The sequence below is a fragment of the Glutamicibacter bergerei genome (assembly GCF_054495185.1).
This window is the reverse complement of the sequence record NZ_CM137131.1, coordinates 513,955-526,713: the sequence shown is the minus strand read 5'-3', so window position 1 is coordinate 526,713 and position 12,759 is coordinate 513,955. Positions and strand designations below refer to the sequence as shown.

Below are 12,759 nucleotides of genomic sequence, written 5' to 3'. Positions count from 1 at the left end.
CGAGTCTTCAGATCAATTCCAAGGCTTGATGAAGATCTAGCCACAGGTCTTCTACCGCTTCGATGCCTACCGAGAGGCGAATCAGATTGTCAGGAACGCTGTCAGGTTCATTAGCATGGCGGGCTCTGCGCTCGGCCAGAGTTTCTACCCCGCCCAGTGAGGTAGCACCGGTAATCAAGGCAAGCTCATCGATGAGTTTGTCCGCGTCAGCGGCAGTTGCACCTACGGTAAAGGAAATCACCGATCCGTAACCACTCATCTGCTCGGTAGCGCGCTGATGTCCGGGATCAGAGGGCAGCCCCGGATATCGCACCGAGGTCACCTTTGAGTGCTCCGCAAGACGCTCGGCCAAGATCTGGCTGTTTGCCTGAGACCGTTCGATTCGCACCGAGAGCGTACGCACACCACGCAAAGCCAAGAAGACATCCATCGGCGAGGCAATAGCACCATGCAAGGTGCGGTGCCCATGTAATTTGCTACGTAATTGTTCATCGCTGGTGACTACCGCGCCGAGGATCAAATCCGAATGCCCCGAAAGGTACTTAGTCACCGAATGGACCACTAGATCTGCCCCTAAGGTCAACGGCTGTTGCAGCAGGGGTGTGGCGAAGGTGTTATCCACAATGCTCAACACTCCTGCGGCCTTCGCCGCGGCCAACAAGGCAGGAAGATCCGCGACTTCCAACATAGGGTTGGTTGGAGATTCCAGCCAGAGCACGTCGGCGCCAGTCATCGCGCTGAGCACCTCATCGGTATTAGCGACATCGACCGGACGGACGGTGAATCGGCCTGCCGCTTGCAGTTCTGCGCTCAAGCCCAGTGATCCGTTATACGAATGTTTTGGTAATACAAGCACGCCACCCTCGGGAACCAGAGTCAACGCCGCGGAGATGGCCGCCATCCCAGAGGAAAAGACTAAAGCCGGATAATCTGCTTGCTCTAGCTGACCTAACACTTCCTCGAAAGGATCCCAGCTAGGGTTCGAGAATCGTGCATAGACACGATCTCCCGCGCCCGCCAAACCATGCGAGTGATAGGTCGAGGTAAAGGTAATCGGATGATTGACCGGACCATCGTTAGTATGCGCAGGGCGTCCCCCAGCGACGATCAGCGTCTTGGGGTCCCATGATGGCGTTGGTGTCGAAAGATCTTGCTGTTCACTCATGAGCACCAGATTACGCCCGTCAACCACTGCATCGCACAAGCGCTAACGCTGGAAGCACACGTTATGACTCGGCTTGTTCGTCACTCTTAGGTCCGTGGCCCGCTAAAGTACCTTTTTACTCGGCCATGTTAGCTAGGGTAGAGGGGTGAGTATCGATTCGACTGCATCCCAGCGTGGCCTGTTCATCGTCTTTGAAGGCGGCGACGGTGCCGGCAAATCCACTCAAGTGGACATGACCCGCCAGTGGTTGGAAAATCGTGGCTCCCGCGTGGCCACCACACGGGAGCCCGGCGGCACCCAAATCGGTGAGAAGTTACGTTCTTTAGTGCTTGAGCATGGTCACGGCGAGATTGATTCGCGGACCGAAGCGCTGATGTATGCCGCTGCGCGCGCGGCTCACGTACAACAGTTCATTAAACCAAAGCTAGAATCCGGGACTCATGTCATCTGCGATCGCTTTGTCGATTCCTCATTGGCCTACCAAGGCATGGGACGGGCGTTAGGCTTTGATGCCGTCGCCTCCATCAACGATTTTGCGACCTCCGGGCTGAAGCCAGATGTCACGATCATCTTGGATATTTCCGCTGCTGATGGCCGCGCCCGGCGGATCGCAGCTACCGACGGCGTGGAGCAGGCCGATCGACTAGAAGCCGAGCCAGATGAATTTCATGAGCGTATCCGCAACGCATTCTTGGAACTGGCAGCGAAAGACCCGCAGCGCTACTTGGTTATTGATGCCACCGGCGGCATTGCGCAGCTCCAAGAGCAAATAACTACGCACCTTGCAGGCTTGTTGTGAGCCGGCCGGTCTTTGCCGAGCTCGCCGGCCAACAGCGAGTGGCCGACTCACTGATAGCTGAAGTAGATCAAGGAAACCCGACTCATGCATGGCTGGTGACCGGCCCGCCGGGCTCCGGACGAACCACCGCGGCGCGGGCGTTCGCTGCGGCATTGCAATGCACCCAAACTCCAGCAGGGTGCGGTCAGTGCGAAGCCTGCAAGCAGGTAATGGCAGGCAACCACCCTGATGTGTCCTTTGTGTCGACGAATAAGGTCGCATATCAAATCGAAGATGTTCGCCATTTGATTACTCGCGCCCAAGAACGCGCAGGAAAAGGTAAGTGGCGCATCATCATCATTGAAGATGCCGACCGGATGACTGAACGAACGACCAATGTTTTGTTGAAGGCCATTGAAGAACCACCAGCAATGATGATCTGGATTCTCTGCGCCCCCTCGCCTGCTGACGTGCTGGTCACCATTCGTTCTCGCTGCCGAGCAGTTAATCTGTCGGTGCCCTCCGCCACCGACGTGGCAGACCTCTTAGTTCGACGTGACGGTTTAGACCCGCAGATGGCACAGTTTGCGGCTCGTGTTTCACAATCGCATATCGGCGTAGCGCGGCTATTGGCTCGCGATGAAAAAGCTCGCGAGCGCCGCGAAAAGGTTGTCACGCTGCCGCTGCGACTTTCTACCCTTCCGCAAGCAATGGCGGCCGCCGCGGAAATCTCGACTCTGGCTAGTGAACAAGCCGAGGCAATGACCGGTTCGCAACTCAACGCACAAATAGCAGAGTTACGCCATGCAAATGGGCTAGGTGAAGAGGAAAATATTCCACCTGGATTACGTGGCCAGTTTAAATCTTTGGAAGAAAACGCCAAGCGTTTCGCCAGGCGTGCCACTTTTGATGCCCTTGACCGGACGCTGATAGATTTGACCACTTTCTTCCGAGATGTGCTCAGCTTGCAACTACATTCGGGGATTGGGTTAATCAACGAGCATCTGCGCGACAAGCTAGAGCCTTATGCTGCTTCCCAACGCAGCGAAAAGACCTTGGCTCAGCTGGACGCCATTAACGAAACCAGGCAGCGACTGGCGGCCAACGTTAATCAGCTTATTGCGCTGGAGGCCCTGATGGCTCGGTTGCTCTCTAAACCGGGACGCCGCTAGTCCTGCCACCACTCATTTCTCACATTCCTTCTAATCAGGAGACGCAACAGTGCCTGCACGTTCTTCATTGCTCCGCTTAGCGTCCGCCGGCGCAGTCTTATCCCTCGCCTTGGTTTCCTGTGTCGGAGGCGAGCCGACTAACAGCACGCCCGATTCATCGGTATCTCAGAATCAACCTAGCGCTTCTCCGGAAGTCCAAGGCGACTTGGTCACGTACTACGAGCAGGACATCCAGTGGGAGCCATGCGAAAACGGCGTCGAGTGCGCTACGGTTCAGGTCCCATTGGACTACGCCAACCCCGAGGATCAAAACATTGATCTAGCGCTCAACCGGCGCGTATCCGAGGGTGCAAAGCGAAATCTTCTGATTAATCCGGGTGGCCCAGGCATATCTGGGATGGAGATGCTTACCGAAACAGCACCCTACATTTTTAGCGACAAGGTAAAGCGCGAATTTAACACTGTCGGGTTCGATCCTCGAGGAGTGGGCGAAAGCTCCCCGGTTCAGTGCGAAACGGATGAGGAGAAAGACCAGAGCCGGCAAGAGAATTTGCGAGCATGGGTTCCCGAAGACCGCGAAGAGCTCGTTGAGCAGAGTAAAGATTATGCCAAGGACTGCGCACAAAATACTGGCGACCTCCTTGGACATGTAGATACCGTCTCCGCAGCCAAGGATCTAGATATCATTCGCGCAGTGTTGGGGAACGAAAAACTAGATTATCTAGGCTTTTCTTACGGCACATTCCTTGGTGCTACCTACGCAGATCTCTTTCCGCAACGCGTGGGTAGTTTAGTTCTAGACGGCGCGATGGATCCCACGATTACCACGGCAGAGCTAGATAAAGAGCAAGCAATTGGCTTTGAAGGAGAAATCGATGCCTGGCTTCAAAGTTGTTTGGACGGCGAGCAATGCCCCTTCGACGGAACGCTTGAAGAAGCCAAGATGCAGTTGCAGCTCTTCTTTACTCAGATTGAGAATGAGCCGCTAGTATCCAGCGATGGACGAACTGTTCCCATCATCGACTTCGTCAATGGGTTCATCATTCCGCTCTACGACAACTCCAGCTGGCCAATGCTGAGCACCGCCATGACCGAAGCCATGTCCGGCAACGTTGACCCGATTCTGTACTTTTCAGACCTTTCCAACAGCCGGGACCAAGATGGGGTGTACACCTCAAACGCGGATGAAGCCTTCGTTGCAATCAATTGCCTTGACCGGCCCATGGATTCGGATCCCGAGACCATGCAGGCACAGGCTACTGAGCTTATGCGCGTCGCCCCAACACTTGGAAAATATTTTTCCTACTACGCACTAAATTGCAAGGAATGGGAATACCCAGCAACTGGTACTCCTCAGAAGCTTGAGGCAAAGGGCTCAGATAAAATTCTTGTCGTCGGTACCACCGAGGATCCTGCCACCCCTTACAAGTGGTCGCAATCGCTTGCCGACCAGCTATCTAATGCCACCTTGTTAACTTATGAAGGGCATGGGCACACTGCCTACGGTCGTTCTAACGACTGCATTGACCATGCAGTGGAGAGCTACCTCATCGAGGGCAAAGCACCCAAAGAGGGAACTCAATGCTGAGCATCTCAGCTTCACAGCCAGGACTCGTTTTGACGATCTCCGACGTACTCAGATAAAGTTACGAGGTGCCTGTTTACAGGTATCGGCCTCCTTAGCTCAGGGGTAGAGCAGCTCCCTCGTAAAGAGCAGGTCGGCGGTTCAAATCCGCCAGGGGGCTCGGCTGAAGAAAAACCCCGGAACCGTGTAAAACACGTGGTTCCGGGGTTTTTCGTTTTCTTCTTCGCTTAGCGACTTCGCGCATGCACCAAATGGATCATCATGGCGATGATTTTGTGTGTGACAACGATTCCAAAAATGAAGGAGACTAAGAAACAGCCATATCCGGCGATTTCGAAGCCTGAAAGCGCCAGAATATTGCTCCCGCCGTCCTGATACGACCGCTGTAGGCCAATGGCTTGCAATAGGAATCCGATCACGCTGAGCACAATCATTAGCCAAAAATAGATTAAAGTATCGTTGCCTGGTTTTTTATTTATCAACTCGTCACTTTCGAATAAGCATGTTTGATTAGATTAATCATAATCCATCTCTATGCTATACGCCTCAAAATAGGCTTCGATTCAACGTGGGTGATTCGCGGCCCTACATAGTTAATCCGATATCGGATTCGGGCGATGACTGCTGACTTGATGATGTCGCCACGCTGGAAGCGCCGAGGTTTGGGTCTAGAAACGCCCGCATGACCGTTCAACGAATAAGCCAAGGCCTAAGCTTCTGAGCGAAGTTCAGGCCTTGGCTTAAGTTGGGACAGACTAGGAATTACTCGAAATCAGAAACAGCGGGGTCTGCTGCGATACGACCCTCTGCACCTCGATCTAAGCCGTTGATCGCTGCAAGATCCTCGTCATCAAGCTTCAGCTCAATCGCTTCGAAGTTCTCGATGATCCGTGAATCGGTGACCGACTTAGGAATCACTACGTTACCCACGGCCAGGTGCCAAGCGATTACTACCTGCGCTGCGCTGGCTTGATGCTTTTCCGCGATCTCAACAATGACTGGGTCCGTTAGCAATTCCCCGCCATGGCCTAGAGGAGACCATGACTCGTGCGCGATGCCATGCTTAGCTTCGTACACACGTAGTTCGGTCTGTGGGAAGTACGGGTGGGTTTCCACCTGGTTTATCACCGGACGTACTCCGGTCTGCTCGTAGAGTTCTTCTAACGCCTCAACGGTGAAGTTGCAGACGCCGATCGAGGTAGCTTTTTCGTCCTTCTGAAGCTGGATCAGCGCCTTCCAGGTGTCCACGTAGGTGCCACGCTGCGGCTGCAACCAGTGAATCAGATATAGATCGACATAGTCCAAGCCCAACCGCTCTAGAGAAGCCTCGGCTGCGGCGATCGTTTTGTCGTAACCCTGATCAGAGTTCCAGACTTTGGTAGTTACGAAGATTTCACTACGCGGAATGCCACTGCTAGCAATAGCCCGTCCGACGCCTTCTTCGTTTCCGTAGATACGTGCGGTGTCAATATGTCGGTATCCGGCATTCAATGCCTTACCTACCGCGACTTCAGCCTCAGCGTCTGCGACCTTCCAGACGCCGTAGCCGATCTGGTCGATGCAGTTACCATCATGGAAATTAGTTTGTGGAACAGTTTGGATCATGCAACTAATTTAGTGCATGAATCTGGATGGACGGGTGACTGGCACCACGATTTTCCCTTTTACTTAACGTCAGCAAGCAATTTAGCCGCCTGCGAAACATCATCTTTAACGATTTGGGCCCTGTGCTCAACAGGCTTCAGATTAGTTTCTTCGCCATCTTTAGCTTGCATGCGCATCATCGCAATCACCTGCGCAGTGGTCGCCAAGTCATTGGCTGACTTTGTCAGTGCTCGGTGTACTTGAGATGTCGCCTGCGGGATGTGCTCATCTTCGCTGGGAGTCAGCTTCTGCGAATCGATGCAAAGCTGGCGCACCTGCGGGAGCAAGTCGGCTAGTTCATTAGCGCGCACAACAACTTCGTTGTACAAGTCGTTGTCTTCGATTCCTTCTAGAACCTGAAAAACACGGTCCAAGGAGCGCACAAACCTATCGTGGGCACGGCGCCAGACACCTTGCCCAAGATCACGGCTAATTGCACGTTGATCGCGTAAACGCGAGAAAAAACCCATCACACTCTTTTTGCTAGGTCGCTACCAAATAAACTAATACCAGACTACCGGCCACCGCCAAATCTTCCCCGGTCTGTGGCATCGCATAACACCAAAGGAGCCTTGGAATTCGAATTATTTCGAATTCCAAGGCTCCTTGACTGAAGCGACTTACCGGTTAGCAGCAACGCCCTTGCGGGTTGTTCTCTTGCCAGTCGGTGTAGTCAACCCAAAACTCACGTTCCGACATCGGTTCAGCGTCCGGATGGGTTTTAGCTAGATGCTCAAGATACTGCCGATACTTGTCAGCACCCATCACACCTTCCATAAAGCGCGCCACCTGATCCAGCCTTGCGCGAAGTCCGAGCATGCTAGTGCCCACCACGATTTACGTTCTGCTCTGGAGCAACGTTTTTCCACTGAGCTTCAAGAGCCTTTTCTGCCGGCGAGGAAATGATCCCCTGCGGTGCGAAGATCTTTGAATCTACATATGGATCCTCGGTATTCACTCCACCGCCTCGCTTCTTAGCCTTGATAGTTTCAACAACGGCAGCGGCGATCACGATCACCGTGAGGACCAGGAAGATGACCGAAAGCCAGCCTTGAACTCCGGTGTTATACACAACGGCTTCCATGGCTTCGATGTTCTTCGCCGAGCCGAAGGAGGTTTCTCCATTAGCTAAGGCGTCCTTGAACGCATTGTGGTTGGAGAAGTAACCCACCTTGGTATCCGGGGAGAAAATCTTTTGCCATGAGGCAATAAAGGTAACCACGACGGTGAAGACCAGCGGCAGCACAATGACCCAGAGGTGCTTGAAGTTGCCACGCTTGGCAACAATCGTCATCACCACGGCCAAGGCGATCGCAGCGAGCAACTGGTTAGCGATACCGAACAGTGGGAAGAACGTATTGATTCCTCCCAGCGGGTCAGTCACTCCGAGGATGAGAATATACCCCCACCCGGCCACCATTATTAACGTACATAACCAGGCTCCGGGCCGCCACGAAGTGTCCTTGAACTTAGGGATGAAGTTACCGATAGTGTCTTGCAGCATGAAGCGAGCTACACGTGTGCCCGCATCTACAGCGGTCAAAATGAATAGTGCTTCAAACATGATGGCGAAGTGGTACCAGAACCCCATCATGGACACGCCACCGAACCACTGATTCATGATCACGGCAATGCCCACGGCGAGCGTTGGCGCGCCACCGGTGCGCGATACCACCGATGGTTCGCCCACATTTGCTGCGAGTTCGGTCAGCTGGCTTGGAATCAAGTCGACACCTGCCAGACCCAAGGAGTTCACGAACGCGACAGCAGTTTCTACGGTGCCACCGGTAGCCGCAGCCGAGGAGTTCATGGCGAAGTAAATTCCACGGTCAATAGAGATCGCGGCGACCAGCGCCATGATGGCCACCATCGATTCCATGAGCATGCCACCGTAACCGAGAAAGCGGGTTTGGCGTTCCTTCTGGACCAGTTTCGGGGTGGTTCCCGAAGCGATAAGCGCATGGAAGCCGGAGAGCGCACCACAGGCGATGGTGACAAACAAGAATGGGAACAAGGAGCCCGATACTACCGGGCCGTCAGAACGCGAGGCGTACTCGGAGAATGCCGGAACGTCGATCTCTGGTCGGACCACGATGATGGCCGCGGCTAACAGACCGATGACGCCGATCTTCATGAAGGTCGAGAGGTAGTCACGCGGAGCAAGCAGCAACCAGACCGGTAGCACGGCCGCGATCACACCGTAAATGATGATCGCCCACGCGATGGTGGTGCGTTCTAGGTGGAAGAATTCTGCTCCCCAAGCCGATTCGGCGATCCAGCGACCCGAGACGATGGCAAACATCAGCAAGGCAAAACCGATAAGCGAAATCTCTAGGATCTTGCCTGGGCGTATAAAGCGCAGGTAGATGCCCATGAAGAGGGCGATGGGGATCGTTAGACCCACGGAGTAGACGCCCCAAGCCGATTCACCCAGCGCGTTCACAACCACCAGAGCCAAAATCGCCACGATGATGATCATGATAGCCAGAGTCGCAATCAGTGCCGCGGTACCACCAATTAGTCCCAACTCTTCGCGAGCCATCTGACCCAGCGAACGTCCTCCACGACGCATGGAGAAGAACAAGACCAGATAGTCCTGGACGGCACCGGCAAGAATAACACCCAAGATGATCCAGATGGTTCCCGGCAGGTAACCCATCTGGGCAGCGAGGATCGGACCGACCAGCGGCCCGGCTCCGGCGATCGCTGCGAAGTGGTGCCCGAACAGCACCCGACGGTCGGTTGGGATAAAGTCTCGACCGTTGTTCATGTATTCGCCCGGCGTGGCCCGGAAGTCATCTGGCTTAGCAATCTTGCGCTCAATGTATTTCGCGTAGAAGCGGTAGGCAATGAGATAGGTTGCTACGGCAGCGAACACAAACCAGATCGCGTTGATAGTCTCGCCACGGGAAAAGGCCAGCATGGACCAGGCCACGGCGCCAATCAAAGCGATGACAACCCAGATTGCGATACGCAACGGAGTCCAACGCTTATCCTCGCGTTCGGCGACTTCTGGGTCCACACCAGATGGCGGAAGTGCTTGTTGGGTACTCACTAAGAGCAGCCTCCTCGGAAAGTTTCAAGTGATGTTGATGACCAGCCCCTGTGGAACGAGTCACGTGGTACTACCACAGGGTCACTTTACGCGAAGAGGGCACTAGTAAATCAAGCCCTAACTACAATTTTTCCCACATGCGTTCCCGAATCAAAATATTCATGCGCCGAGATCAGATCCTCAAAATCGAATTTTTTGGTGACGTTCAGGTGTAGTTTCCCCGAGCCCAAAAGCGGTGCGATACGTTGCGCGGTTTCGGCAACTATTGCGGTCTTTTCCGCTGCCGGGCGGGCACGAAGTGTCGTACCAATAACCCGAGCTCGCTTACCCATCAACGTGCCCAGGTCCAGCTCGGCCTTTGCTCCACCTTGCAATCCGATGATTACAAGGCGCCCACCGACGGCGAGCGCCTTGAGGTTCATCGCCAAGTATTTGGCTCCCACCACGTCAAGAATGAGGTCTGCTCCCTTTGCATCGGTCAGTTCGCGAATTCGTTGAAGTACGTCTTCTTCGCGATAATTGATCCCCTCGTCGGCACCCAACGATTTGCAATAGTCGATCTTCTCTTCTGAGGAGGCGGTGACGATCACCGTCGCCCCGGCATCCTTAGCTAATTGAATGGCCATCGAACCAATACCTCCGGAGCCACCGTGAATCAGCAACGTTTCGCCTGCTTGGAGCTGGCCTTCAAGGAAAATATTTGAAACAACAGTGGAAGCCACTTCAGGCAGTCCGGCCGCTTCGACTAAGTCCAGCTGTTCTGGAATATCCAGTAAGTGGGATGCATCCACGCTGACGTACTGGGCATATCCGCCGCTGGCCAACAGTGCCGCCACGTGGTCACCTTCTGCGAACCCGGTAACTTGCTTTCCGACCCTAGCGATAACGCCTGAAACTTCGAGTCCTGGAATATCGCTTTCCCCTGGAGGCGGCGGGTACACACCCTTGCGTTGCTGCACATCAGCACGGTTCAATCCGAACGCGGCCACCTTGATCAATACCTCGTGGTCAGCGGGCTCTGGAATAGGGCGAGTTTGGCTTTCAAGCACCTCCGGACCACCTGCGCTGGCGTAGATGTAGGACTTCATCGTGTTGCTCATCTGAGTCGATTCCTCTCTTGGCTTGTTCATAGCGTATAATTTTTCGGGTTGGATGGTTGTCCGAGCGGCCTAAGGAGCTGGTCTTGAAAACCAGTGTGCGGTAACCCCGTACCAAGAGTTCAAATCTCTTACCATCCGCGTAACAGTCTGGGCGGGTAGATCAAATGATCTACCCGCCCAGACTTTCTTATTTAGCGCTTCCTGCCAAGAGCTCTTCCAAATTAACTCCGGCCATGCGCGCAATTTCTATGACTATTTGCTCCGCATCGCGCAAGGTTTGCGCCGCCGGGTCTGTGGTGTCTCCCGCCTGAGCTGCAATGGCGGTGCCCCACTGTGCGGATGATAGTTGCAGCCCGAGGACAAAGACTCCGCGGTGGGCCAAACCCTCTCCGTTGATGAGCCGATATGGCTCCCCAACAACATCAAATCCAGACCCTGTCATCCGCTCACCTTCCGCGTTGCGCCAGGTATGCGCACGTGCAACCTTTTCCGCTAGAAGTTGAGTAATCAGCGCCGTGTTGTTTTGCAATACTCGGTTGGCTGGCATCATTGCTTCACATAACACTTTGGCCTCGTAGACGTCAGTGTCGACCCATGGTGAGGAGGCGGTGAATTTGCCGCTCAGATCATTAAAACCAAATTCCGGCTCCGGCCCAATGAAGTGCACCAGTGAGGCGCGGGACAACGCCAGTAGCTGTTCGATCCGTTCTAGGGGCGGACCGGAAGACAACCCCTCGACCAGTGGTTCGAAGTGTGCCTGTACCTCTTCAATTCGCGACTGTTCGTCCAAGATCCCCTTAGTGACCAAATCCTTGATCACCATGCGCCCTGCGTTCATAGTCATGATCGCTCGTGACAGTGGGTCTGACAGTCCCCCAGTGCTATGCCGAGCGTTGCCAGCCAGATACTCTCGCACTGTATGTTGATACTCCTCGTGGGAGCCAAAACCAATCTGGTCAAACGGTCGAGCTAGTGACGGAATATCTAACCAGCTTAGATGCGGGAATTGCTCAATGTAGGTCCGCAATTCGCTAAGCCATACTTGGTTTCCTTCGTGGTGCTCGGCTTCGAGGATATCTTCCACTCCAACTAGGAATGCCGTGGGGTCCTCGATCGGGTTGGCGGCTTCGATACTCGCACATTGTGAGTAATACGCCCACAAAATATCGCGGTGCAGCTGCGGCCAAATATGTCGGGCGAAACTTAGGGCTGCTTCTGGGTTTGAGCGACGGGCTTCGACGACTTTAATAATCAGATCCTCGGCATGGAAAAAGCGCAAGCTGATTTCGGCTGGGATGAATTCATCGACTACAGGTTTGCCCCAATACGGTGTTCCTCGACGCGAGGCTGCAATGAGTTGCGGTTCTTGTCCCGAGGCAATGTATTCAAAGCGTTGCCCGGGCTGGTCACTGACTTCCTTGAAGATTCCGCCACGGCCTAGGGTCAGCTCTGCCATTGCGTCAAAGAAATTAAGTCCCATGCCACGAAGGAGTGCGGGCTCGCCTGCGTGGAAATTCGAGTAATCGACGTCAGCCGGCACAGCGGGGGGCAGATAGATAGCTTCTGCCTGTTCCGCAGCGCGTTGTAACTGCTTTTGCCAGGGGTTCAATTCAGAGCTTTGGTGGCCTAAGGCCAGGACTACCGTATCGACTGTTACTTGTTCCGTACCGTGATTGGCAGGGCCCGAAACCTCGTACTCGAGTTGGTATCCAATACCTTGTGGTCGAACCGCGATAACTTCGGCAGGAACGTAATTCACCACAATGTTTGGATGTGCATCGAGTACCTGAACACAGGAGTCGTATACATGCTCTAGGTAGCATCCGTAGATTGCTCGTGGCGGATAGGTGCCGCGGCGAGTGTTGCGTAAGGTTGTAGCTTCCCGTTCATCTAGTGGATGTCCGTCGCCATGGTTGTCAACAAACTGCTGGAAGCTAAGTCCAGGCTCGGTCACGACTCGTTCTGGAGCCACCGTAGGGAATGAGGCTGGTGTATTCATCAGAAAGTGCGGAGACTGTTTAGGGCTCCATACGTGCCCGGAACCCGGGCGGTACGGGTCAAATACGGTCACACGCACCATCGTTGCTAGTTCAGGCACTTTGATGGCCAGTTTGGCAAGGCGTTCAATGACGCTGGTACCGCGCGGGCCAGCACCAATGATAGCGATGTTGTACTGCGGCTGGGTTTCTTCCGACAAGATGCTCACCTTCCAAGATTATTACCTCCTAGCAAATTCATGGGTCTGCTCTGGGGCCATCTC

The 12,759-nt window shown here is 54.2% G+C and carries 10 protein-coding genes and 2 tRNA genes; 5 read left to right on the top strand and 7 right to left on the bottom strand.

Translation table 11 applies throughout. The annotated features are described in order from the left end of the window. Window positions 1-7: 7 nt before the first annotated feature. On the bottom strand, window positions 8-1,165 hold the full coding sequence (locus tag ACX5K5_RS02490; protein WP_096256218.1) for a trans-sulfuration enzyme family protein: 1,158 nt from the start codon (window positions 1,163-1,165) through the stop codon (window positions 8-10). A 145-nt stretch (window positions 1,166-1,310) separates the two neighbouring features. Between ACX5K5_RS02490 and tmk the strand changes: the two genes are divergently transcribed. The 4 genes from tmk (at window position 1,311) to ACX5K5_RS02470 (ending at window position 4,860) form a co-directional block, all read left to right on the top strand. Further along, the gene (tmk, locus tag ACX5K5_RS02485) at window positions 1,311-1,964 is read left to right on the top strand and encodes a dTMP kinase (protein WP_459174991.1); all 654 of its coding nucleotides are present in this window, start codon (window positions 1,311-1,313) and stop codon (window positions 1,962-1,964) included. Further along, window positions 1,961-3,115 (top strand): DNA polymerase III subunit delta', encoded by a 1,155-nt coding sequence (locus ACX5K5_RS02480; RefSeq protein WP_459174990.1) that lies wholly within the window; start codon window positions 1,961-1,963, stop codon window positions 3,113-3,115. Before tmk ends, ACX5K5_RS02480 begins: the two co-directional genes overlap by 4 nt. Window positions 3,116-3,164: 49 nt before the next feature. Further along, on the top strand, window positions 3,165-4,703 hold the full coding sequence (locus tag ACX5K5_RS02475) for an alpha/beta hydrolase (RefSeq protein ID WP_459174989.1): 1,539 nt from the start codon (window positions 3,165-3,167) through the stop codon (window positions 4,701-4,703). 85 nt (window positions 4,704-4,788) lie between these two features. Beyond that, window positions 4,789-4,860, top strand: a tRNA-Thr gene (locus tag ACX5K5_RS02470). Window positions 4,861-5,462: 602 nt separating this feature from the next. Here the strand turns inward: ACX5K5_RS02470 and ACX5K5_RS02465 are convergent. From ACX5K5_RS02465 to ACX5K5_RS02445, 5 genes are all read right to left on the bottom strand, one after another. Then, window positions 5,463-6,305 carry an aldo/keto reductase gene (locus ACX5K5_RS02465; protein WP_441665187.1) on the bottom strand — a complete coding sequence of 281 codons (843 nt, stop codon included), beginning with the start codon at window positions 6,303-6,305 and terminating at the stop codon, window positions 5,463-5,465. A 59-nt stretch (window positions 6,306-6,364) separates the two neighbouring features. Further along, complete coding sequence (locus ACX5K5_RS02460) at window positions 6,365-6,814, bottom strand: hypothetical protein (protein WP_096256204.1); 450 nt, start codon at window positions 6,812-6,814, stop codon at window positions 6,365-6,367. Between the two features lie 157 nt (window positions 6,815-6,971). After that, window positions 6,972-7,178 carry a YbdD/YjiX family protein gene (locus ACX5K5_RS02455; RefSeq protein WP_308422436.1) on the bottom strand — a complete coding sequence of 69 codons (207 nt, stop codon included), beginning with the start codon at window positions 7,176-7,178 and terminating at the stop codon, window positions 6,972-6,974. Continuing rightward, on the bottom strand, window positions 7,165-9,399 hold the full coding sequence (locus tag ACX5K5_RS02450) for a carbon starvation CstA family protein (protein ID WP_229677219.1): 2,235 nt from the start codon (window positions 9,397-9,399) through the stop codon (window positions 7,165-7,167). The genes ACX5K5_RS02455 and ACX5K5_RS02450 overlap by 14 nt, the downstream gene beginning before the upstream one ends. 110 nt (window positions 9,400-9,509) lie before the next feature. After that, window positions 9,510-10,487 carry an NAD(P)H-quinone oxidoreductase gene (locus ACX5K5_RS02445; RefSeq protein WP_096256220.1) on the bottom strand — a complete coding sequence of 326 codons (978 nt, stop codon included), beginning with the start codon at window positions 10,485-10,487 and terminating at the stop codon, window positions 9,510-9,512. A gap of 62 nt (window positions 10,488-10,549) precedes the next feature. Here ACX5K5_RS02445 and ACX5K5_RS02440 point away from each other — a divergent pair. Continuing rightward, window positions 10,550-10,637, top strand: a tRNA-Ser gene (locus tag ACX5K5_RS02440). A gap of 49 nt (window positions 10,638-10,686) precedes the next feature. Here ACX5K5_RS02440 and ACX5K5_RS02435 read toward each other — a convergent pair. After that, window positions 10,687-12,696, bottom strand: coding sequence for an FAD/NAD(P)-binding protein (locus ACX5K5_RS02435; protein ID WP_459174988.1), 2,010 nt, complete (start codon window positions 12,694-12,696; stop codon window positions 10,687-10,689). Between the last annotated feature and the right edge of the window lie 63 nt (window positions 12,697-12,759).